Source organism: Ensifer sp. Root423 (assembly GCF_001426275.1).
GTDB lineage: Bacteria > Pseudomonadota > Alphaproteobacteria > Rhizobiales > Rhizobiaceae > Ensifer > Ensifer adhaerens.
Genome location: NZ_LMEG01000012.1, coordinates 319947 through 342561, shown reverse-complemented (window position 1 = coordinate 342561; position 22615 = coordinate 319947). Strand labels below are relative to the sequence as shown.

Here is a 22615-nt window from a genome sequence, read left to right as displayed (position 1 = left end):
GTCAGAGATGGCGCGGCGGTCACGGGCAAGGAATGCGGGTCTACGTCAGTTGGCCTGGTACATTTCGCCGGACGAGGTGATCATGACCCAGTGGCCATCCCGCTGCTCGAGCGTGGCAAGACGCGTGTTGTCGGGCAGAACCGAGCCGATGCGCACGATATACATGCCGCTGGCATCCTCGATCAGCGCCCGGCCGTTGGCGACATGCATCAGCTTGAAGCCGGACTTGCCGGGAAAGGGCTGCGACAGTCCCTCTTCGGCAGCCGTACCTTCCGGTCCCGGACCAGCGCCGATGCCCGGCACGGTCGCCGTCGTCAACTGGTCGATGGCGGCCACGGTGTCGCCGTCCGCGTCGGGCATGGCGAGCGGAGAAACCGAGACGACGTTGCGCGCGGTGCGTTCCGGCAGATCACGGGTAGAGCCCTGCCACAAAGGCGGCATGGTGAACTTGTCCTGGTGGAAGAAGGCATACCAGGGAAAGAAGGTCGCGAAAGCGGCAAGCGCCACGCCGGTCGCGGCCAGGAACTTGTCGGTCATCGGCATGCGGCTGCGCTTGCGCTGATGTACCATCTCGTCCGCATCATAATCGGTCATGGTCATCACCTCGCTCTCGCACCCGGCTGATTGCCCATCGCCGCCGCCTTCAGCGCGTTGGCGAGATCGGAAAAGGCATCCTGTGCCGGGCGCTCACCGGCGGTCTGCGTCAGTACCTCGTAGATGACCGGCACCTGCTTGATCGCCATGTCGAGATCCGGATCGCCACCCGGGCGATAGCCGCCGATCAGGCGAAGGTCGCGGGTCTCTTCGAAGCGGTGGATCAGCGCCTTCAGGCGCGAGACCAGCTTCTCCTGGTCGGGGGTCCAGGCCTTGCGCGCCAGGCGCGAGATAGAGGCGAGCGGATTGATCGGCGGATACCGCCCCTCCTCCGCAAGACTGCGCTCGAGCACGATGTGCCCATCGAGGATACCGCGCGTCGAGTCGGCGACGGGATCGTTGTGGTTGTCGCCGTCGACGAGGATGGAGATGATCGCCGTGATCGTGCCGGCGCCTTCGGTGCCGGGGCCGGCGCGCTCCAGAAGGCGCGGCAGTTCGGTGAAGACCGAGGCCGGATAGCCGCGCGCGATCGGCGGCTCGCCGGACGCGGTTGCGACCTCGCGGATCGCGTGGGCGAAGCGGGTGACGCTGTCGACGATCAGAAGAACATTGTCGCCGTTGTCACGATAATGCTCGGCGATGGTGACGGCGGTCAGCGGCGCCATCTTGCGCAGCATCGGGCTTTCGTCGCTGGTCGCGACGACCGCGACGGACTTCGCCAGATTATCGCCCAGCGTATCCTCGATGAATTCGCGCACTTCACGGCCACGTTCGCCGACCAGCGCGATCACCACCTTGTCGAAGGCATCGGCGCGCGCCAGCATGGAGAGCAGCGTCGACTTACCGACGCCCGAACCGGCAAAGATGCCGAGACGCTGGCCAAGGCAGAGCGGCGAAAAAATGTCGATCGCGCGCACGCCGGTCAGGAAGCCCTTCTCGACTCGCTTGCGCGTCATCGACGGCGGCGCGGTGTTGGTGATCGAGCGGCGCACGTCGCCCTGCTGGAGAGGTCCGAGACCATCGATCGGCTCGCCGAGCGCATTGATCGCGCGGCCGCACCATTGGTCGGTCGGCGCGACACGGAAGGCGCCCTTGCGAATGACCGTGTCGTGGATGCCGATCGGATCGCCGGGCTCGATCGGGCAGACGACCACCCGCTCCGGCTCGACCCGAACGACCTCGCCGAGATGGGTTCCGGTGACGCTCTTGTGGGCGACGAAATCGCCGAGCCGGACATGCCGCGACAGGCCAGTCACCGTATAGTGGCCAGGCGAGATCGTCTGGACGTGACCGCCGGGCGCGATCGAGAATTCGGGTTTGGCATAGCGTTCGACCAGGCCGGCAAGTGCCGCCAGAGATGTCGATCCCGTGCTCGTTTTCTGGCCTTCGCTTTGCATGCCGATGTCCGTCACAGATTAGCGGCTGCCGCCAAGCGTCTTGACCGCTTCTTCGAGCGATCCTTCGCTGTCGCGCAGCAGGGCGGTGATGTTGTCGAAGGCGCGGGTGACCATGATCAGCTGCGACATTTCCTGAATGGCATTGACGTTGGACTCCTCGAGGAAGCCCTGCATGACGCCTACATCGAAACGGTCGACGACCGGCTCGACCTGTGCCGCCGGCTGAACGGCGCTGTTGTCGAGACGGATGAAACCCTTGCTGAAATCGGCCTCGTAAAGGCCGAGCGAGGCGACCGCGACACCGTTCTGGTGAAGCGCACCATCGGCGCCGACGGTGATGTCGCCGCCGTTGCCGTTGAGCTGGATCGGCGCGCCGCCGGCGTCGAGAACCGGATAGCCGCGAATGGTGACGAGTTCGCCGGTATCCGTCAGCGTGAACCGCCCGTCGCGCGTCAGCGCCGGGCCGGCGGGCGTCTCGATCTGGAACCAGGCATCGCCCTTGACGGCGAAGTCGAGCGCCGAGCCGGTGCGCGTCAGCGAACCGTTGCTGGTGTTCAGGAACTCCTCGCCCTTGTTGACGTAGGCAACCTTGGTCGGCTTCGTGTCGCCGAGCATCTCGTTGAACTTCACCTCGGTGCCGCGGAAGCCGACGGTGTTGGCGTTCGCGATGTTGTCGGCAAGCGTATTGAGGCGCTTTTCAAGCGCCATCTGCGACGAAATCGCGACGTAAAGACCGGTTTGCACGCTCAGTTTCCCCCGAGTTTCAGGCTGTTGATGGACAGGAGAAGATCGGAAGAAATGCCGTAGCCGCTCGATGAGCCGAAGACCGCGAGCGGATCATAACCGTCCGTTGAATTTTTGGTTTCCCAGAGCGCGGTGAACCGGTCGAGAAACTCGGCTACCTTGGTCGGGTCCTGGAAGTCCTTGAAATCGAGCGCCTGTTCATAGGTTTCGGCCTGGCGATCGACATTGGTCGCTGCGAATTCGTCGGGCAGCTGCAGGGCCGTGCGCACCACCTGGGCAATCGCCTCATCGGCGATGATGGCGTAGCCGCTGTTGATCGTCGGCGCCATGCGCGAAAAATAAAGGGCAAGCCTGACGCCGGCATTCTCTTCGCCTGCGTCCTGTTCCAAGGTCTGGCGCGTGTATTTTTCTGCGACGCCCTTCTGCGCACGGTCGAAGGATGTGGCGGCCGCGCCGTGGGCGGCAAAATTCAGCGATTCGACGAGCTGCTTGTAACGGTTGTCGGTCAGCTTGTTGGCAAAGGCATCTTCGTTGTCGACGCCTTCGGTCAGCACCTTGCGCATGAAGGCCTTGGCATAGGCCATGTCTTCCAGGCCATGCGCCTTCATCGCGTAATTGTAGAGGCGGGTATCGGCAAAGAAGTCGTCGATCGTTTTGACGTCGCCGATCTTCGACAGATAGTACGCGGTCTCGCGCGCCACATCCGGCTGCTCGGCAACGCGGGCCAGCGACTTCGTCAAGTCGGCCGTAATCAGCTTGTAGCTCGTATAGGTCGTGGTCACGATCGCTCCGCCCCTGCCGGAATGAGACAGGCAGCCCCTGAGCCTGCCCTGACAAATCCTGACCGGACAGCCTTGCGCGAACCTGTTCCGCCAGGTGGCCTTGTCGCCAGGACCGGCCAGCCTCACGCAAGGATGAAACCGTATCCCGTTAGCGGAAAATAAGATCGCGGCAGGTATCGAAAATGAATATCATCATCGGGCTTCTTGTGACGTTCGGCTGTATCCTCGGCGGCTATCTGGCGATGGGCGGCCACATGGAAGTCCTCAACCAGCCCTTCGAACTGTTGATCATCGGTGGCGCCGGCGTCGGCGGTTTCATCATGGCCAACTCCATGAAGGTGGTGAAGGATACCGGCAAGGCGCTCGGCGAAGCCTTTCGCCACAAGGTGCCGAAAGAGCGCGAATATCTCGACACACTCGGCGTTCTCTATTCGCTGATGCGCGACCTGCGCACCAAGTCGCGCAACGAGATCGAAAGCCACATCGACAACCCCGAGGAATCTTCGATCTTCCAGTCGGCCCCGACGGTTCTGAAGAACAAGGAACTGACCGCTTTCATCTGCGATTACGTGCGCCTGATCATCATCGGCAACGCCCGTTCGCACGAGATCGAAGCGCTGATGGACGAGGAAATCCAGACCATCACCCACGACAAGATGAAGTGCTATCACGCGCTGAACACGATGGGCGACGCCTTCCCGGCGATCGGTATCGTCGCAGCCGTTCTCGGCGTCATCAAGGCGATGGGTGCTATCAGCGAGGCGCCGGAAGTTCTGGGCGCCAAGATCGCGGCCGCCCTCGTCGGCACCCTGCTCGGCGTGTTTCTCTCCTATTCGATCGTCGCGCCGCTGGTCGCCAACGTCAAATCGGTGCGTGAAAAGCAGAACCGCCTCTACATCATCGTCAAGCAGACGCTGCTTGCCTACATGAACGGTTCGGTTCCGCAGGTTGCTCTCGAATATGGCCGCAAGACCATCTCGGCCTACGAGCGTCCGTCGATCGACGCAGTCGAGCAGGAAATGATGAACCCCGGTGGCGGCGGCGAAAGCAAGGCGGCTTGATCTGATGACCTCCAACGTTCACGCATTCGACCGTAAACTTCTGGCGCGCATGACCGGCGCGCTCGGCGACGACCGGGTGATCGGCCGACTGGCCCTCGAACTCGGCCAGGTCTTCGGCGAATTCCTGCCGGATATCTGCCGAGCGGAGACGGGTCTCGACATCACCATCGGCTATGCCGGCCATCGGACCGGCATGCGCCGCGAATTGATCGCGTCGATGGGCACCGGCGTGCTCATCAGCGAGGTTTCGCTGCGTAACTGGTGCACGGACTTTCAGATCGGCTGCGACAGCCCGATCATCATCGCTCTGGTGGAGGCGCTGCTCGGCGCCGAGCCCGCCGGCATCGAAGAGCCGCAGCCGCGCGCGCTCTCCCAGATCGAGATCGACGTGGCCGTGCCGCTGTTCGAGAAGATCGCCGACGTGCTCAGGACCGCCGTCAATGCCCCCGGCGGTTTCGAGCCGATCGTCGAACGCCCGCTCAACAGCGTGGCGCGCGCCAAGCCCGATCCGATGATCGAGGACGTTCACGCCGGCGCCATCGACATGACGATCGGCTTCGGCCCCGTGCTTTCCACCTTCTCGATCATCGTTCCGCAAAGCGTGCTTCTGAAGACAACGATCGTCTTCCCCAAGGGAAGCGGACAGCAGCGCAAGGCGAAGGCCGAGTGGACGGAGCAGCTGGAAGAACAGGTTCGCCGTTCGGCGGTGACGATCGAGGCGCGCATCCGGCTCGAAAGCCTGACGCTCGACACGATCAGCCGCCTGCAACCGGGCGACGTCATTCCCTTCCTCGACGCCCAGGACGTTCGCGTCGACGTCAACGCCAATGGCCGCGACCTCTATGTCTGCGAATTCGGGCGCGCCGGATCGAAATACACGGTTCGGGTCAAGGATACGCACGGATCCGAACAGGACATCCTTCGCCACATCATGAGTTAAATCGGCCTGCCGCGCGCTCGCAGCATGCCTGAGGCAAGCTTCAACTGGAATAGTTCTCACATGGCACCCAAAAAAGCACCCATCAACGAACAGGCCGAAGTCGCTGTCGGAGACATGGAACTCGACCAGGCGATCAATGACCTGCGCGGTGTCCTGAAGCAGGATTCCGACACGCCTGATGCTTTCGGCTCCGAATTCGGCGCCGAAACGCTTGGCACGACCGATTTCGGCAGTGATTTTGGCGCACCGGCCGCTGGCGGCCTCGACGCATTCGGCGGCGATTTCGGCTCCAGCGACTTCGGCGCCGACCTCGGCGGCGCGGCCGCGACGAGCGACTTCGGCGGCACGGATTTTGCCGCGACGTCCTTCGACAGCGCTGATGTGGCCGTCGATACACCGCCCGGCAGCGGCATGAACGCCAATCTCGACCTGATCATGGACATTCCGATCGACGTCCAGATCGTGCTCGGCTCGAGCCGGATGCAGGTTTCGGGCCTCATGAACCTCAGCGAAGGCGCAACGATCGCGCTGGATCGCCGCATCGGCGAGCCGGTGGAGATCATGGTCAACGGTCGCGTGATCGGCCGTGGCGAAATTACCGTTCTCGAAGGCGACGATACCCGCTTCGGCGTCAAACTCATCGAGATCAAGGGCAATAAGAAGTCGTAGGGCCCAATGATTGGGCGAAGGATGAATCCATGATGGATTTCGAAAGTTTCGAGGCTCAGGCGCTATCAAGGCCGCTCAGCCAGACGGACAAGGCGGCGGCCGTTCTGCTTGCCATGGGCAAGGGCGTCGCCAGCAAGCTGTTGAAGTTCTTCACCCAGAGCGAGCTGCAGTCGATCATCGCCTCGGCGCAGTCGCTGCGCGCCATTCCGCCGCATGAGCTCGAAGCGCTCGTCAACGAGTTCGAAGACCTCTTCACCGAGGGTGCCGGCCTCATGGACAACGCCAAGGCGATCGAGAGCATTCTCGAAGAAGGCCTGACGCCGGACGAAGTCGATGGCCTGCTCGGCCGACGCGCCACCTTCCAGTCCTACGAAGCCAACATCTGGGATCGCCTCCAGGAGTGCGACCCGGTTGCCGTTTCCGTCCAGCTTGCCAAGGAACATGCGCAGACAATCGCTTACGTGCTGTCGATGATGCCTTCCAGCTTCGGCGCCAAGGTGCTGCTGCAGCTGTCGGAAGAACAGCGCCCGGACATCCTGAAGCGCGCCGTCAACATGAAGGACGTCAACCCGAAGGCCGCTGCGATCATCGAAAACCGCGTCATGGAAATGATCGGCGAGATGGAAGCGGAACGCAATTCGGCGGGCCCGGCCAAGATCGCCGAGGTGATGAACGAACTCGACAAGCCGCAGGTCGATACGCTGCTCGCCTCGCTCGAATCGCTCAGCACCGCCTCCGCCAACAAGGTACGCCCGAAGATCTTCCTCTTCGACGACGTGCTCTACATGCCACAGCGCAGCCGCGTTCAGCTCTTCAACGACGTGTCGACCGACATCATCACGATGGCGCTGCGCGGCTCGACGTCGGAACTGCGCGAATCGGTACTCGCCTCGATCGGCGCGCGCCAGCGCCGCATGATCGAGTCCGATCTCGCCATGGGCGATGCCGGCATCAATCCGCGCGATATCGCCATCGCACGCCGCTCGATCACGCAGGAAGCCATCAGGTTGGCTGCGAACGGACAGCTCGAGCTCAAGGAAAAGGACGTGCAGGCGGCCTGAGGCCTGCCTCCGTCTGACGAGCCGCACAAAGCGGCCGGGCTACCGCTCCCCAAAGGGTAATTTCTGTTGAGCCCCGGCGAATGCCGGGGCTCAACTCTTGCCTGGTTCCCGCGCTCGGTCCACTACAGGAGGCGCAATGCAGGGCGTATGTCCGCCGGACGCGCGTCGCTGTAGAGGAACCGGGAGCCGTCCTGTCTCATGTCGGACGATCAGGATAAAGACAGCAAAACAGAAGCCCCGTCAGAGAAGAAGATCTCCGACGCCGCCGAAAAGGGTAACGTGCCCTTTTCTCGTGAAGCCACGATGTTCGCATCGACGCTCGCGATCTACATTTTCTTCGTCTTCTTCCTGACCGACGGCGTCGCCACCCTCACCGAAGCGCTCAAGGATATCTTCGAGCAACCGGAGGCCTGGCGGCTGGAAAACGCCACCGACGTCGTGGCACTGATCACCCATCTTATCTGGAAATCGACAGCCCTGGTTGTCCCGGCTTTCGTCCTGCTCATCGTCTTCGGCGTCGGCGCCTCCATCTTCCAGAACCTGCCCGTGCCGGTTCTCGACCGCATCCAGCCAAAGCTCAATCGGGTTTCGCCGATGGCCGGGCTCAAGCGGATCTTCGGCATCCAGGGCCTGGTCGAATTCGGCAAGTCGCTGTTCAAGATCATCATCGTGTCAGTCGTCGTCGTTCTGGTGCTCTGGAACGACTATTTCGCCACGCTCGACCTGATGTTTTCTGATCCGGTCACGATGTTCTCGACGATGGCGAGCGACCTCAACGAGATAATGATCGTCATTCTGCTGTCGACCGCTGTGCTGGCGATCGCCGACCTCTTCTGGTCGCGGCACCATTGGTACACCGAACTGATGATGACCAAGCAGGAAGTGAAGGAGGAAATGAAACAGGCGCAGGGCGACCCGATCGTCAAATCGCGCCTGCGCTCGATGCAACGCGACCGGGCGCGCAAGCGCATGATCTCGTCTGTGCCGCGCGCCACGCTCGTCATCGCCAACCCGACCCACTATGCCGTCGCCTTGCGTTATGTCCGCGAGGAGAGCGACGCCCCCGTGGTCGTAGCAATGGGCCAGGACCTGGTTGCCCTCAAAATCCGTGAGATTGCGGAGAAAAACGGTGTTCCGGTCTTCGAAGATCCGCCGCTTGCACGCTCCATGTTTGCACAAGTCTCGGTCGATAGTGTGATTCCACCGGTGTTTTACAAGGCTGTTGCCGAACTCATTCACCGGGTGCATGCGTCGCAACCAAAACGGATGACATAACTCCGATGAAAAAGTGCGAATTCTCCGAGAAGCGGGAACAGATCGTAGCTGAAGCAATTCGCCCCGTGGCGACCGAACTGCGTCTCATCGACGCCGCCGATTTCATCGCGCTATTGCGGTTCGAGTCCTATGCCAGCCTCGCTGACCTCGTCGAATCGGCAGCGGAGCTCTATTTTCTGCCCGGCACGGTCAATTTCGGCCTCGGCGGCAACTACAATCTGGATTGGGACAGCGAGCCGGAAATCGTGCTCGACCTCGAACTGAAACCCCGCGGCGTGACCATCTATGTCCGCCTGTCGCTCGGCAACGAGACGGCCGGGATCGAGATCAGCCACATCAATTTCCAGAACCCCTCGTCCGACCCGCACGAGAACACGGCCTTCCTGGCTCGGAGCCTGGCAGAGGCGAAATTCATCAAGTCCTATGAGTTGCCGCTGGCGAGCTGAAAGCACCGCTCCGACGGGTCTCGTGCGGACGTGCGATTGACGCTGGCAGGTTAAATTCCGTCGGCGCCGCTGCTCAAAAGGCCGGAGCGACCCGTCTAGTTCAGATTCAGCTGATGTAGCCGAGGCGGATTGCCTTGGCGATCGCCTGGATGCGGTTGACCGAATCGAGCTTCGTCGTCGCCGCGCCCAGATAGGCGTTGACCGTGTGGACCGAAAGTCCCATGCGCTCGGCGATCTCTTCGCTGATGTGACCGTCGCCCGCCATCTGCAGGCAGGCGATCTCGCGGTCGCTCAAGGTTTCCGCCGGTGCGACACGCTTCTCGTCGGCCGCCAGCAGATCGGTCATGATCATGCAGCTGCGGCCGTGCAGATCGACCACCTGCTCGGTGGAGGCGTCCACATAGCTGCCTGCGAAGACGACATAGCCGTTGCCCTGGGCGCCGAGCCTGACGGGAAAGGCGATGCCGGAATAGGGAAGCTTGCGGCCCTTCAGGCGATGCGCGAAAGGCGCCAGCTCGGAAAGCTCTGCCGCCTGGTGCTCGCCGGCGCCGTCCCAAAGGACCGGCAGCAGCGACTGGTCGAGATGAGCGACGAGTTCTTCGCCATAGGCATTGACGAGATCATGGGCGTTCGCTTCGGCAGCAACGCCCCAGTTGTCGAGGACACAGGTGAGCTTTCGGGCGCAGCCGGTTCCCTTGCCGTTGAGCCGCAGGACTGCAAAGTGCTTGGCGTTGATCTGACGCTGCATGGCTTGCAGGCGCGTGACCAAGGTGGCCGCTCGCGCGGCGCGGTTGCCGTTCCTCGCGAGCTTCTGCTCGTCCTCGATCCGCCCGCCGCCAAGAAAATGCGTCATCGCGCCCGTCCCTTACACAAGATTGTTGCGCACCGCGTAGGCAATCGCTTCCGACCGCGTCCTGGTCGCAGTCTTGCGCATGACGCTGGTGATGTAGTTGTTGATGGTGTTGCGCGAAATGCCGAGGATCACCGCGATCTCTTCGCTCGTCTTGCCTTCGGCAATCCAGAACAGGCACTCGAGTTCGCGCTCCGTAAGCTCGAAATCGCGGTCATGGCGGACTTCGGCGCGCGTGGTGAAGCTTGCCAGATAGCCCGCCAGCAACGTCACGTCACGCAGGCTCTCCTGCGACAGGATCACGTCTTCCGGGACCAGAAGCATCAGGGAGAAACGCAGGCGCCCGACATTGAAGGTGATCGCGCAATATTCGCGGCTGATGCCGCGCGGAAGCTCGGTATTGTCTGGCAGCGCATGAAAACACGGCTGCAACACCGCGAGGCACTTTTCCAGTTCGGTGGTCTTGGCATGAAGCGCGGTGATCACGCCGGAAAGCCGCCGGACGACGTCGAAAGGCCAGTCCGAGCAGACCACATGGTCGAGACCGCTGTCCTGTGACAGATCATAGCGCGCCAACAGATAATGGCTTGCGCCGACATATTCCGTCAGCGCCGAAAGGCCGCTTCCGAGAGCACCGCGCCCGGCGACTTCGCCCAGTCGTCGCAAAAGCTGCTCGCGCGAAAACCCGCCGCCGCGTGCGCGTGTCGGTGCCGTCGGCAAAGGCCAGACAGCAATGTCTGCTTGCGAAATGTCCATGAGTTCAGCCCCTGTGCCGGATCCACATCCCGGAACTGCATTTGCGCTGCCGCCGCCAACAGCCGGCCGAAGCCGAATATCACCACCAGTCGCAGATCAGGACACGAATCAACTGCTAAAAATGTACATCGACGCGAGAAAAAAAACATCGCCCTCTTCTGGCTATTTACTTCGTGCCGCTGGCATGTCGCGATTCGCGATCAGTCACCCCTGCCAACGCCCCTGCGCCACCGCCGGAACCGGCGCGGCATCGCAACACATTGAAAAACCGAGGCTTTTCTCTTGAAAATCCGCGGTTTCCGCGCCTCAGGCGGGATTCGATGCAGCGTTGCAAGTGGAAAATAGCGGAATTTCATCCCAAAAAAGGACGGTTCTTCGCGCACAGAGAATTTCGAACTGGCGCGATATTATACTTTGTTTACATAGCTGTTGCTCAAATGCACCAGCCTATTTTCAGACAACGCTCATTTTACCGATATATAAATTGTGAAAGCCATAGAATTAATTTCGGCTATAACAAAGATATATTTCGATTGAACTCTGTATTGCTCGAATCCGTCATAGTAGATGACACAGCACAATGCACGTCATGCGGGCGCGCGGAATCTATAAATTAAGATATCGTTAAAATATTACCATCCGGGATTCCACCGGGACTCACGCGAGCTCCCTTCGAAACTTGAAGCAATTTTGAAGCCAGATGAAAACCGGCGGCCGGACTCCCGCAATATTTGCTCCGAACATCGAAATCCATCGCGAGCGCGATCACAGGCAGCGGGGACAAGAAAAATCCCGCCACGAGGGCGGGATTTGCAAGAAATTCCAAAGCTGTTTTCTGAGTGTCAGGCCGCCTTGTCGAGAGCCCACTTGCGCAGGATCTTCGCCGCGCGCTCTTCGCTGATCTCGACCATGCGGGCCAGGCGCCGCTCCGGCCCTTCCTTGACGCGGCGGTTGAAGCCGCCGCTGTCGTCGCCCATGCTGAGCAGGTCGTCGGTGCTGTCGAAGCCGAAGTCCGAGCCGAAGCCGTCCATGAGCGCGCCACCGGCACCGGCATTGGCCGGAGAGAAGTCGGGCAGTTCGAGGCCGGCTGCTTCGCCCTGGATCTGACCGGCACCGCCACCGAGACCGAGCTGGCGTGCCAGCGGTCGCATGCCCATCCAGACCACCAGGAAGGCGACGACGATGAAGGCCAGCGCGTTGATGATGCCGCCGAGATTGCGAGTGAGCGTCTCCATCACACCCGGACCGGCAACCGCCTGGTCGAGCAGCTGCGTCTCGACGAAGTCCATGGCGGTCAGGGTCACGACGTCGCCGCGGTTGGTATCGAGTCCGGCAGCCGAAGCGACGATCTTCTGCATGTCAGCGAGATAGGCGTCGATCTTGGCCTGATCGGCCGGTTCGCCGACCATCGCTGCCAGGCGGCCGCGGTTGACGACGACGGCAACGGAGAGCCGCTCGACCGTATAGCTGTTCTTGACGGTGGCGATCGTCTTGCTGTTGATCTCGTAGTTGGTCTGCTCTTCCTTCTTCTCGGCCTGGTCGCTCGACTGCGGGCCGGCACCGCCTTTCGGGGCGGCCTGAGGAATGTTCTGCTGCACCGTCGCTGCATTGTCCGGCTGCTGCTGGCTGGACTTCTGCTCTTCCTTGGTCACGCGCGTAGAGCGTTCGACCCGCGATTCCGGATCGAACACCGTTTCCTGGATCTGCTGCGTGTCGGTGTTCAGACGTGCCGTGACGCTCGAACGGAAGTTGTCCATGCCGAGGAACGGAGCGAGCGCGTTGTCGATCTTCTTCTCAAGCTCGGTCTGGACGTTCTGGACGACGCCGAGCGACTGGTTGAGGGCGCTGTTGGCCGGATCGTCGCCCGATGCGAGAAGCTGGCCGGTCGAATCGAGCACGGTCACGTCATCGACGTCGAGCCCCGGTACGGACGAGGCGACGAGATGACGGATCGAAGCGGCGGCGCTGCGGCCGACCGTGGCGCTGGCGCGAATCATGACCGAGGCGGTGGGGTTCTGGTCTGCCTTGCGGAAGCTGCCGCGCTCCGGCATCACGATGTGGACGCGGGCGGCGGCGATACCGGAAATCTGCTGGATGGTGCGGCCGATTTCGCCTTCGAGGGCACGCACGCGGGTCACTTCCTGCATGAAGGAGGTGAGGCCGAGCGAGCCGACATTGTCGAAGAGTTCATAACCGGCATTGGCGCTGCTCGGCAGGCCACGCTCGGCGAGCAGCAGGCGCGCCTTGCTGGTCATGCCAACGGGAACCTGCAGACTGGCGCCGTCAGCCCCGACATTGAAGTCGATGTTGGCCTCGGCCAGCGCGATGCTGATCTGAGTGACATCGCTGCGTTCGAGCCCGACATAGAGCGTCTCGAACGAGGGTCTGTTGACGTAAATTCCGGCCCCGAGCACCATGCCGACCGCGACAATGCCAGCCGCCGCCAACGCGATCAGCTTGCCTTGCCCGAGACTGCTCAGGTTCTTCGTGAACGTCGAGAGTTGATCCAACAGACTCATTCTGTTTCCGCACCCAGTATCGCAAGGTCAACGGGCCGATCATCGGCCGAGCGCCCTGCGCAGTTCCAACATTCGGGTTTTCTGGGTATCGACATGCCGAGTATCGACTTCCAATGCGCGCGAATCCACCAGTCCCGATCCGGACCGTAGGAAACGAAACTTGCGCGAACTTGGCTTGATGCGCCCGACCGAAGCGGCGGAGGCGCCGCCGCAAAACTTATCCACTGGGGCGAAACGGACCGTCGGACGAAGCCAAACCTGCGCACAAAGTCGCGGCCGCGTCAGAATTCGGCGCAGCAAGTCATTGATTTTAAATGGATGTTTCTTGAACCCGCGTCCTGCGACGCTCTCTGGGAGCGTCAGAAGGCTTCGAAATCACCGGCCGCCTTCGTCAGCGGTTGGGAGTGGCCGTGGCGCAACATGCCGTTGCCAAGTGCCTTTTTCATATCGGCAAGCTTTACCAGATTGACGGCCGTGGTGACGTCGACCATCCAGGCGTCCGGGATCGATGCGGTAATCGTGTCGATGAATTCGGCCAGCCCGCGGGTCTTCTGCACGGCAAGGTCGATGCCCTGCAGCACCATCATCTTGTCGGGATTGGCAAGCGCATCGGCGCCGTGGTCACCGGCCAGTTGCGGCTCGATCCGCTCGATCAGATAGGCGACGTCATGCAATTCGGTGACGATGCGCATCAGCACTTCGGGGAGCGCTTCTTCCACGTGCGGCATGTGGCCCAGGTAGTCGGTCTGCATGTGTATGTCTCACGTGGCTCGGGGCTGCGGTAGAAGTCGTATTTCAGGCCTGCGAGGCGTCTGCCTCGCAGCATCAGAAGAATTCGATGGAGCTTTCGGCCGGCTTCGGCGCGACGATCGGCCGTTCCTCCAGTTGCACCGTGCGCTGCGTCTCGACGCCGGTCAGGGCGTATTGCCGGGCGCGGCCAGACGACGGCCAGTATTCGAGCTTGCGGCCGTGCTCGCCGCCCGTGCTCTCGCCGACGATGCGGATGCCCTCGTCGAGCAGGAACTGGCGCGCGAAGGCGGCGTTCTGTTCGCCGACATTGGAAAACCGCGCGATGGTCTTGGCGCCGCCGAAGATCTTGGCTTCGAGACGATCTCGCCGGGCGCCCTGTTTCAGGAGACCGTTGATGAGCAATTCCATGAGGTGGACCCCGTAGCGGGTCGCGTCGCCGCCGGACATGGGCGACGTCGCGGAACCTGGCAGCAGGAAGTGATTCATGCCGCCGACGCCGGCCACGGGATCGCGCATGCAGGCTGCCACACAGGAACCGAGAATGGTCGACAGCACGATGTTCGGATCGTTGAAGACCTTGTACTCACCCTGGATGACATGCACGCGCTTGCCGGCGGCTTCCATGTTCATTTGAGCGCCCCGAATACGGCTTCGATCGCAGCCTTCATCTTTTCGATGGTGAAGGGCTTGGCCAGAACGTTGTTGGCACCGAGGGCCGCTGCCTTCTGAACCAGGGCACGGTCGCCCTGGGCCGTCAGGATGATGAAGGCCGCCTTCTTGGTCGCCGGGTTGGAGCGGACCGCCTGCAGCAGGCCGAGTCCGTCCATCTTCGGCATGTTGAAGTCGGAGATCACGAGGTGGTGCGGGTTCTGAGCCATGATCTTCATGCCCTGCTCCCCGTCACCGGCGGCGGTGATCTGCTTGAAGCCGAGCTGCTGCAGGGCGTCACCCAGGAGCAGGCGGCTCGTCACCTGATCGTCGACGATCAGAACTTTGATTTTTTCGGCGATGGACATTATTCGCTTCCTTCCTTGCGGAGCGCCGCTGCTTTCAGGACCTCCTCCCCGATGGATCCGAGGGGGAGCTGGGTTTCAACGGCGCCCAATTCATAGGCGACTCTCGGCATGCCGTAGACGACACATGTCTTTTCGTTCTGGCCGAAGGTCTTTGCTCCGGCATGCCGCATTTTCAGGAGACCGGAGGCGCCGTCGCGCCCCATGCCGGTCAGAATGACACCGATCGCATTGCGTCCGGCAAGCTCGGCGACCGAATCGAACAGCACGTCGACCGAAGGCCGATGCCCGTTGACCGGGTCGCGGTCCACCAGGCGGCAGCAGGGTGCCGTCGGGTTGGCGACCTGCAGATGGCGCTCGCCACCGGGCGCCAGGTAGACCTTGCCGATTTCGAGCCGCGCGCCGTCCGTCGCTTCCTGCACCGCCGGCGCGCAGAGACGGTTCAGCCGCTCCGCGAAGCTCTTGGTGAAGGTGTGCGGCATGTGCTGCGTGATGACCGTCGGCGGGCAATTGGCCGGGAACTTCTGGAGCACCGTGATCAGGGCTTCAACGCCGCCTGTCGAGGCGCCGATGGCGATGATCTTGCGGCCGGCCCGGTACTCGGACGCCGTATTCGCATTGGCCGGAGCCGGCGCCGCGACCTTATTGCCGGTGATGATGAACTTGCGCTGCGAGCGGGCGGCCGCCTTTACCTTGTCGACGAGGCCGGCAAAGGGATGGGGATCGCCCGGATGCGGCTTGCCGACACAATCGAAGGCGCCGATCTCGAGTGCTGCGATCGTGGCTTCAGCGCCCTTGTGGGTAAGCGTCGAGACCATGATGACCGGCATCGGCCGCAACCGCATGATCTTGTCGAGGAATTCTAGGCCGTTCATGTTCGGCATTTCGATGTCGAGGGTGACGACATCGGGATCGAGTTGCTTGATCGCCTGGCGCGCTTCCATGGCGTCGGCCGCCTGGCCGACGACGGTCACGTCTGGATCCGCGTTGAGCACGGCTGTAATCAGGCCACGCATCGTGGCGGAGTCGTCAACGACGAGAACGCGAGCGGGAGTGGTCATGCCCGTCCTCCATGAAATTTGCCGGTGTGGCGGTAGGTGGTGATGCCGATGTTGTCGAAGTGCGCCTTCGCGTCACCGGACACCCGTTCGGAATGGCCGATATAAAGGTGACCGTCGGTGTTCAGCATGCCGGCGAAGCGCGACCAGATCTTCATCTGCGTCGGCTCGTCGAAATAGATGACGACGTTGCGGCAGAAGATAACGTCGAACGGCCCCTTGAACGGCCATTGCGCCATCAGGTTCAGTTCGTTGAAGGTGATCAGCCGCTTGACCCGATCGTCGACCTGCCACTTGAAGCGGCCGCCGCTGTTGACCTCGGAGAAATATTGCTTGCGCATGGCCGGATTGACGGTTTCGAGCGCGGTTGCGTCGTAGGCACCGGCGCGGGCGAGCGCCAGGATCTTCGGGTCGATGTCGGTTGCCAGGATCCGGAAGTCGTAGTCGGCCGCATTCGGCAGCAGCGACAGAACCGTCAGCGCAATCGAATAGGGCTCCTGGCCGTCCGAGCAGGCGGCCGACCAGATGCGCACCCGGCCGCCGGCCTTAGCGCGCGCGATGAGCTCCGGCAGCACGTCGGTCTTCAGGTGCTCGAAGTGATGGTTCTCGCGGAAGAACCGCGTGAAGTTGGTGGTCAGATGCGAAAGCATGTCGCGCCGCGCGGCCGCACCGGCGGGCGAAGCGACCAGCTGGCAATATTCGCGGAAGCCCCTGAGCCCGAGATTGCGGATATGCTTCGACAGCCGCGAATAAACAAGCGACGCCTTGGTCTCGTTGAGATAGATGCCGGCATCCGCATAGATCATCGCAGCGATCTCGGTAAGATCGCGGCGGGTCAACGGATACTCGCCGCTCGCCAGGCACTCGTCCGGCGACAGTTTCTGTTCAGCGATGGGCTGACTTCTCATGCGGCTTCCCTTTCTTCCTGCGGGAAGATCGCTTCGAGTTCAATGAGACAGATCATCCGGCCTTCGATCGCAAGCACACCGCGCGCGAAGCTCTTTTCGAACTCCGACGAGATGACATCCGGCGTCGGCTGGATCTTGTCGTCTGTAATCGTCAGGATGTCGGAGACGGCGTCGACCAGAAGGCCGACGACCTGGCTCTTGACCTGCGCGACGATGATGACGTGACGCACGGTCGGGTCGGCCGGAGTCATGCCGAGCCGGGCCGAGAGATCGACGATCGGCAGCACCGCACCGCGAAGGTTGATGACACCGAGCACATAGGATGGCGCATGCGGCATGGATGTCGCAGGCGTCCAGCCACGGATCTCGCGCACCTGCATGATGTTTACGCAGAATTCCTGATCACCGACGCGGAAAGCGATCAGCTCCCGTCCGTCCGTGGTCAGATTTTTTGCGGCATAGGTCATTGTCATTATCCGACTGCAGCCAGTGACATTTCAGGTTTCAGCGAATGCCCGCGCGAGGCGGCGACGATCGCGTCGACATCGAGGATGAGCGCCACGCGGCCGTCGCCGAGAATGGTCGCCGCGGCGATGCCCGGCACGTGGGTGTAGTTGGCCTCGAGGCTCTTGATCACCACTTGGCGCTGGCCCTGGATCGCATCGACCATCAGGGCGCGCTGGCCGCCACCTTCCGATTCGACGAGCAGGGCGACGCCTTCGACCGGGTTCGCCTGGATGGCACGGAAATTCAGGATCCGGCCGACGTCGACGAGCGGGCAGAAGGAGTTGCGGATCGAGATCAGCCGCTGGTTGGAACCGAAGGAATGGATCGCTGCGGCTTCCGGCTGCAGCGTTTCGACGATTGCCGTCAGCGGCACTACCAGTGTCTGGTTGGCGACGGTGACCACCATGCCGTCGAGCACGGCGAGCGTCAGCGGCAGGCTCATGGTGAAGACCGAGCCGTGGCCCGGCTTCGAGGAGATGTTGATGCGGCCGCCGAGCGCCTGGATCGAGCGCTTGACCACGTCCATGCCGACGCCGCGGCCGGAGATGTCAGAGATCTTGTCGGCCGTCGAGAAGCCGGCGTGGAAGATCAGGTTGTCGATCTCTTCGTCCGAGAGGTTGGCGTCAGCGGCAATCAGGTCGTTGTCGATCGCCTTCTGGCGCACCTTCTCACGGTTGATGCCGGCACCGTCGTCGGCAAGCTCGATGACGATGCGGCCGGAACGGTGCTTTGCCGTCAGGCGCACAGTGCCTTCGGCGCTCTTGCCGGCGGCAAGGCGCTTCTCCGGCGTTTCGAGGCCGTGGTCGACCGCGTTGCGGATCATGTGGGTCAGCGGCTCGGCGAGCTTGTCGATGACCGTCTTGTCGACTTCGGTGTTCTCGCCTTCGGTGATCAGGCGGACCGACTTGCCGGTCATGTCGGCGATTTCGCGAACGATACGCGACATGCGCTGGAAGACAGGCTTCACCGGCTGGGCGCGGATCGCCATCACCGAATCCTGGATCTCGCGGGTGAGCTGCTGCAGCTCTTCGAGGCCCATGTTGATCGAGGACGTGCCGTTGGTGTCGTTCTCGACGACGCTCTGCGAGAGCATCGCCTGATTGATCACGAGTTCGCCGACAAGGTTGATCAGGCGGTCGACGCGATCGAGATCGACGCGAATGGTCGGCGTTGCAGCCGATGCAGCGGCCTGCTGGGCGGCAGCGCTCTGGGCGGCGGCGCTGGCCGCGGGAGCTGCCTTCTCAGCCGGTGCGCGGGCGGCGGACTGCGCCATCTGCAGCACGTTGCTGGCCGTGCCGGCGGCTGAAACCGCGGCGTCGCGATCCTGCTGCTGGGAGGCAAGCTGTTCTTCTTCCTCGACGACACCGACCGATACCGCCGGTTCGTCGTCAAGGATCGACAGGTCGAAGGGAACGGGCTGCATCGGCAGCTCTTCGCCCGACTGCGTCGCCTCGTCTTCGACCAGCGAAATCTCCAGGTCGCAATCCCACTCGGCGAATTCGAAAACCGTACGGATCGCGTCCTCGCCCTTGTCGGTCTTGAGCGAGATCTTCCAGAAGAAATAGGCGCTCTCCGGGCTCAGCCGATCGAGCGTCGGCAGTGCGCCCATGTCGCAATGGATGCTCATCTCGCCAAGGCGCGAGAGGTCGCGCAGAAGCAGCGTTGCCTCGTTGCCCTTGGCGTAGAGATCGGACTTCGGCTTGAAGACGATCTCATATGTGGGCATTTCCATCAGCGGCGGCTCTTCAGCCGCGTCGAAGTCATCGAAGGAGAAGGCGACCGGCTGGAAGCCTTCGTCGTTGACGGGCGGCGGAGCCACGGCAGCGACGGGCTTGGCAACCGGTTCGGCCGGCGCTGCCGACGCCTGTGGAACTTCGCCGTTTGCGAGCGCCTCGAGTTCCTTGATCAGCTGGCGGCTGCGCGCCTCGTCGACGCTGCCGCCATCGCGCGCAGCGTTGGTGAGGTCGGCGAGTACGTCGGCCGACTTCAGCATCACCTTCAGAACTTCCGGTCCGGGATCGAGCCTATTGGAACGAACGCAATCAAGGGTCGTCTCGAACACGTGCGCGAAGGAGACGAGGTCGTCCAGCCCGAAGGCGCCGGCGCCACCCTTGATGGAGTGCACCGCACGGAAAACGGCATTGACCGTTTCCGGGTCGCGGTCGCCATCATTGAGCTTCAGCAGACCCGATTCCAGTTCGGCGAGTTGTTCCTCGCATTCCTGGAAGAAGATCTCTTTGATTTCGTTCATATCCATTGGAGGCTATCCCCGGACTTCAGGCCGTTACGCGCTCGATTGCATCGATGAGTTTGGTCGGGTCGAACGGCTTGACGATCCAGCCGGTTGCACCCGCCTGACGCGCGCGGTTCTTCTTCTCCGCGTCGCTTTCGGTGGTCAGTACCAGGATCGGAATGGCGCGGTAGCGATCGTTCTTGCGCACGCCTTCGATGAAGCCGAAGCCGTCGAGACGCGGCATGTTGATGTCGGTGACGATCACGTCCGGATTGGCTTCTTCCAGGACCTCAAGACCCTCGACGCCGTCCTCGGCCTGAATCGTTTCGAAACCGGCATTGTTCAGCGTGACCAGCAGCATGTTTCGGATCGTCCGGGAGTCGTCGACCGTCAGAACTCGCTTCTTCATTTTCTCAAATCTCCTTTGCCATCAGGTGGTCGATCTCGACCCCGATGAGCTGTGTCGTTTTCTCGAAAGCGTCCGACACCTTGCTGAAGGTGAAAGACAAATGTTCCTCTTCCCAGGTCTTGGCGCCGGCCATCAGCACCTGGACACAAAGCGTCCCGACCCGCTCGACCGCGGAAGCGTCGATCACGATATCGCTGCCCTTGAGCGCGAGCAGCTTCTCGTGCAGTGCCGTTGCCTCATTCAGGTCCAGAACCGGAGCGAGGCTAAGCGTCTTCTGGGCGGTCTTCTTGCTGGCCATTTCTGTCTTCCTCGACTGCTAACTCTCTACTGCCCTTGATATCAGCGCTGCCAACCGGCGAGCTGCCGCTGCAGCCCGTCGTCAAACAACGGTGCGGCCGGCTCTTCGGCAACGACGGCGGATGTGTGACGGAAGGGCTCGCGGCCGGCGCGCGCCGATGCGGCCGGATGGCGACGCTCCAGGCGGAACTGGCGGATGGTCTCGCCGAGCTCGACGATGACCGTATGAAGATCGTCCGACGAACGGACGGTTTCGCCGGCCAGCGCGGCACTTGCCTCGACACCCCTGGAGATCGTGCCGATCTCGGTCGCGACGCCGCGGAGGTCGCCGACCTGCTGCTCCGCCTCGCGGGCGATGCCGGAGACGGCGGAATTGATCGACGTGACCTGCTCGACGATGCTGCTGATCGCGTCCTGGGTGCGGCCGACAATCTCGACGCCGGTCTCGACCTGCGCCTTGGTGCCGGAAACGAGCTGCTTGATTTCGCGCGCCGCTTCGCCGGAGCGCTGTGCCAGCGCACGCACTTCCTGGGCGACGACGGCAAAACCGCGACCGCTGTCGCCGGCGCGCGCCGCTTCGATGCCGGCGTTGAGCGCCAAAAGATTGGTCTGGAAGGCGATCTCGTCGATGACGCCGATGATCTGGCCGATCTTTTCGGCCGACGCCTCGATGTCGGCCATGGCGGAAATCGCCTGGCCGGCTATCTCGCCGCTGCGCTCGACGGCAATGCGGGTCTCGTTGGCCTTCGTTTCCGTGGCGCTGATCCGGCCCGAACCGGTCGCCATGCGTCCGGCCATGTCGGAGAGCACGGCAAGCTGCCCGGAAAGCGCGTCGGCTTCAGCGCTCGCCTTGTCCGTGAAGGCTGTCGCGCCGTCGCGCATGCGGTCGACCAGTACCCCGGCAGCCTGGCTGCGCTGATCGGAGGCCTGAAGACTTTGTTGGATCTGTTCGAGTGCCGCGTTCAGGCTCGCCACGATCGGCTGATAGGCTTCGACCGCCGTTTCCGGCAACCGCGCGCCGAGATCACCCTGGCTCACGCCTTCGGCAAAGTCGCCGAAGAGCGCCTTGACCTCCAGCTCGTCGGCGCTGCGCTGCTCGGCGAGCTGCCGCTGGTGCTGTTGGCGGAGGGCGTTGAAGCGGAGCGAAACGCCGATCTCGCTGTCGACGAAGGTCGTGCGCACCAGAGCGGCGACGAGGTCGCAAAGTTCGCGGCGGCGCGCCTTGCCAATCGGCAGGAAGGATCGCGGCCAGGCGTCTTCGATCAGTCCGACGATGAGATGTTCGAGCACGACGGCATGGCTTGCCATCTGCCAGCGCGGGTCGAGGCCCATGCGGCTTGCGGTGTCTGCGAGCACCTTGATGCGCTCGGCATAAAGCCCGTCAAAGCGTGCGTCGGTCAGCACGTTCCAGTGCGACGACTGAAGATCCTGAAGGCGGTCGATCTGGCGGTCGCTGTCGAAATGGCGGGCGGCGTCGGGATAGGTCTGGAGGCGCTGGAAGAGGTCGCGAAGCGCCTGATCAATCCGGGGAGAAAGCTTTTGCCTGTGATCGCGGACGCGGTTGCAGCTCTCGTCGTCGAGCCCGGCAAAGCGCAGGCGCTCCAGCAGGCTGCCTGCCTGGCCCTTTTTTGCCTGTTCTGACGATGCTTCCTGCCTCAACGCTGATCCCCGGTGCTGCACGTTCGGAACTTGCCTGGGGAGCATCAGGGAGAGCCACGGTCCACCGGACGTGCACGCCACATCGATGAGATCAGCCTCCGCCGAAAAGCGTCTGCTGTCGTTCATCCCGCAAGTAAATTCGGTGAAGAATGGATACCGGACCGGAACCGGTACGGCGGGGCGGCATCATGCCTTGAGGAGACTTGTGAATTATCCCATTCCGACGTGTGGGACCATGTTTATGGTTAATTCCTTGCTTGAAGGTTAACGGTCCCTCGCCTCTAATCGGAATCACTAAAATTCACAGGGTGTTTTCACGCGCCATTTTTGCGCTGCAACAAAACTGTAATAAACACGCCTGAAACCAACAGGTTCTCAATCACAAGAGTTTAGAATTGTACTTCGACTTGCGCTCGCGTATCGAAGCGAAAGTGAAGTGGGCGCTGCATGCGCGAAGAAACCTTCGCATCACGCAAAGCGACATCATGACGATGCGCTTACAGGAAACGAACAATGATTGTTCTTGGCATTGGCGCCGCACTCACAGCAATCCTGACAATGATGGCAGTATCGATCGTGCTCAACATCGAGCACAACCGGTCGGCAAAGCGCAGCTCTGTGTTTTGATCGGGCTTTAGCCCGTCTCTTACTGACACAACCAGGCATCTCTGCGGCCGGGGACGGATG

General features: G+C 62.1%; 24 protein-coding genes. 7 read left to right on the top strand and 17 right to left on the bottom strand.

Annotation, left to right across the window (positions count from 1 at the left end; all coding sequences use genetic code 11):
• Nucleotides 1-45: 45 nt before the first annotated feature.
• The 4 genes from ASD01_RS14250 to ASD01_RS14235 are packed head-to-tail and all read right to left on the bottom strand — an operon-like array spanning nucleotide 46 to nucleotide 3517.
• Entirely contained in the window at nucleotides 46-600 is a 555-nt protein-coding gene (locus ASD01_RS14250; protein WP_034796913.1) for a hypothetical protein, read from the bottom strand.
• Nucleotides 600-1991: a flagellar protein export ATPase FliI gene (gene fliI, locus ASD01_RS14245; RefSeq protein WP_034797576.1), complete on the bottom strand. Its 1392-nt coding sequence runs from the start codon at nucleotides 1989-1991 to the stop codon at nucleotides 600-602. Before fliI ends, ASD01_RS14250 begins: the two co-directional genes overlap by 1 nt.
• A gap of 18 nt (nucleotides 1992-2009) precedes the next feature.
• Nucleotides 2010-2735 carry a flagellar basal-body rod protein FlgF gene (flgF, locus tag ASD01_RS14240; protein WP_034796916.1) on the bottom strand — a complete coding sequence of 242 codons (726 nt, stop codon included), beginning with the start codon at nucleotides 2733-2735 and terminating at the stop codon, nucleotides 2010-2012.
• A gap of 2 nt (nucleotides 2736-2737) precedes the next feature.
• Nucleotides 2738-3517, bottom strand: a complete 780-nt coding sequence (locus ASD01_RS14235; RefSeq protein WP_034796919.1) for a DUF1217 domain-containing protein — start codon at nucleotides 3515-3517, stop codon at nucleotides 2738-2740.
• A 182-nt stretch (nucleotides 3518-3699) separates the two neighbouring features.
• On the opposite strand from ASD01_RS14235, the gene motA reads away from it, so the two are divergent.
• The 6 genes from motA to ASD01_RS14205 all read left to right on the top strand — a co-directional run bounded on the left by motA (nucleotide 3700) and on the right by ASD01_RS14205 (nucleotide 8969).
• Nucleotides 3700-4578, top strand: coding sequence for a flagellar motor stator protein MotA (gene motA / locus ASD01_RS14230; protein WP_034796921.1), 879 nt, complete (start codon nucleotides 3700-3702; stop codon nucleotides 4576-4578).
• Nucleotides 4579-4582: 4 nt separating this feature from the next.
• Complete coding sequence (locus ASD01_RS14225) at nucleotides 4583-5518, top strand: FliM/FliN family flagellar motor switch protein (RefSeq protein WP_034797578.1); 936 nt, start codon at nucleotides 4583-4585, stop codon at nucleotides 5516-5518.
• Between the two features lie 60 nt (nucleotides 5519-5578).
• Nucleotides 5579-6187 carry a flagellar motor switch protein FliN gene (gene fliN / locus ASD01_RS14220; protein WP_034796923.1) on the top strand — a complete coding sequence of 203 codons (609 nt, stop codon included), beginning with the start codon at nucleotides 5579-5581 and terminating at the stop codon, nucleotides 6185-6187.
• Between the two features lie 29 nt (nucleotides 6188-6216).
• On the top strand, nucleotides 6217-7248 hold the full coding sequence (gene fliG, locus ASD01_RS14215) for a flagellar motor switch protein FliG (RefSeq protein WP_034796925.1): 1032 nt from the start codon (nucleotides 6217-6219) through the stop codon (nucleotides 7246-7248).
• A 198-nt stretch (nucleotides 7249-7446) separates the two neighbouring features.
• Nucleotides 7447-8523: a flagellar biosynthesis protein FlhB gene (flhB, locus tag ASD01_RS14210; RefSeq protein ID WP_034796927.1), complete on the top strand. Its 1077-nt coding sequence runs from the start codon at nucleotides 7447-7449 to the stop codon at nucleotides 8521-8523.
• Between the two features lie 5 nt (nucleotides 8524-8528).
• Nucleotides 8529-8969 (top strand): hypothetical protein, encoded by a 441-nt coding sequence (locus ASD01_RS14205; protein ID WP_034796929.1) that lies wholly within the window; start codon nucleotides 8529-8531, stop codon nucleotides 8967-8969.
• A gap of 106 nt (nucleotides 8970-9075) precedes the next feature.
• On the opposite strand, the gene visR is transcribed toward ASD01_RS14205, so the two are convergent.
• From visR to ASD01_RS14140, 13 genes are all read right to left on the bottom strand, one after another.
• A complete protein-coding gene (visR, locus tag ASD01_RS14200; RefSeq protein ID WP_051659365.1) occupies nucleotides 9076-9822 on the bottom strand; it encodes a transcriptional regulator VisR in 747 nt (248 codons plus the stop codon).
• A 12-nt stretch (nucleotides 9823-9834) separates the two neighbouring features.
• Nucleotides 9835-10575 carry a transcriptional regulator VisN gene (gene visN, locus ASD01_RS14195; RefSeq protein WP_034796931.1) on the bottom strand — a complete coding sequence of 247 codons (741 nt, stop codon included), beginning with the start codon at nucleotides 10573-10575 and terminating at the stop codon, nucleotides 9835-9837.
• 842 nt (nucleotides 10576-11417) lie between these two features.
• The gene (fliF, locus tag ASD01_RS14190; RefSeq protein WP_034796933.1) at nucleotides 11418-13094 is read right to left on the bottom strand and encodes a flagellar basal-body MS-ring/collar protein FliF; all 1677 of its coding nucleotides are present in this window, start codon (nucleotides 13092-13094) and stop codon (nucleotides 11418-11420) included.
• Nucleotides 13095-13453: 359 nt separating this feature from the next.
• Nucleotides 13454-13846 carry a chemotaxis protein CheT gene (gene cheT, locus ASD01_RS14185; RefSeq protein WP_034796935.1) on the bottom strand — a complete coding sequence of 131 codons (393 nt, stop codon included), beginning with the start codon at nucleotides 13844-13846 and terminating at the stop codon, nucleotides 13454-13456.
• 73 nt (nucleotides 13847-13919) lie between these two features.
• A complete protein-coding gene (gene cheD / locus ASD01_RS14180) occupies nucleotides 13920-14474 on the bottom strand; it encodes a chemoreceptor glutamine deamidase CheD (protein WP_034796938.1) in 555 nt (184 codons plus the stop codon).
• Nucleotides 14471-14860, bottom strand: a complete 390-nt coding sequence (locus tag ASD01_RS14175; protein WP_025425902.1) for a response regulator — start codon at nucleotides 14858-14860, stop codon at nucleotides 14471-14473. The genes cheD and ASD01_RS14175 overlap by 4 nt, the downstream gene beginning before the upstream one ends.
• Nucleotides 14860-15918, bottom strand: coding sequence for a protein-glutamate methylesterase/protein-glutamine glutaminase (locus ASD01_RS14170; RefSeq protein ID WP_034796943.1), 1059 nt, complete (start codon nucleotides 15916-15918; stop codon nucleotides 14860-14862). The genes ASD01_RS14175 and ASD01_RS14170 overlap by 1 nt, the downstream gene beginning before the upstream one ends.
• A complete protein-coding gene (locus tag ASD01_RS14165) occupies nucleotides 15915-16823 on the bottom strand; it encodes a protein-glutamate O-methyltransferase (protein WP_034796945.1) in 909 nt (302 codons plus the stop codon). Before ASD01_RS14165 ends, ASD01_RS14170 begins: the two co-directional genes overlap by 4 nt.
• Nucleotides 16820-17290 carry a chemotaxis protein CheW gene (locus ASD01_RS14160; RefSeq protein WP_034796948.1) on the bottom strand — a complete coding sequence of 157 codons (471 nt, stop codon included), beginning with the start codon at nucleotides 17288-17290 and terminating at the stop codon, nucleotides 16820-16822. The genes ASD01_RS14165 and ASD01_RS14160 overlap by 4 nt, the downstream gene beginning before the upstream one ends.
• A 5-nt stretch (nucleotides 17291-17295) precedes the next feature.
• The gene (locus ASD01_RS14155) at nucleotides 17296-19587 is read right to left on the bottom strand and encodes a chemotaxis protein CheA (RefSeq protein WP_034796950.1); all 2292 of its coding nucleotides are present in this window, start codon (nucleotides 19585-19587) and stop codon (nucleotides 17296-17298) included.
• A gap of 19 nt (nucleotides 19588-19606) precedes the next feature.
• On the bottom strand, nucleotides 19607-19972 hold the full coding sequence (locus ASD01_RS14150) for a response regulator (RefSeq protein WP_025425897.1): 366 nt from the start codon (nucleotides 19970-19972) through the stop codon (nucleotides 19607-19609).
• Nucleotides 19973-19976: 4 nt separating this feature from the next.
• Nucleotides 19977-20270, bottom strand: coding sequence for an STAS domain-containing protein (locus tag ASD01_RS14145; protein ID WP_034796954.1), 294 nt, complete (start codon nucleotides 20268-20270; stop codon nucleotides 19977-19979).
• Between the two features lie 41 nt (nucleotides 20271-20311).
• Nucleotides 20312-21928, bottom strand: coding sequence for a globin-coupled sensor protein (locus tag ASD01_RS14140; RefSeq protein WP_034796956.1), 1617 nt, complete (start codon nucleotides 21926-21928; stop codon nucleotides 20312-20314).
• Between the two features lie 395 nt (nucleotides 21929-22323).
• Here ASD01_RS14140 and ASD01_RS35990 point away from each other — a divergent pair, with 395 nt between their 5' ends.
• Nucleotides 22324-22566: a hypothetical protein gene (locus ASD01_RS35990; protein ID WP_156552927.1), complete on the top strand. Its 243-nt coding sequence runs from the start codon at nucleotides 22324-22326 to the stop codon at nucleotides 22564-22566.
• Nucleotides 22567-22615: the final 49 nt, after the last annotated feature.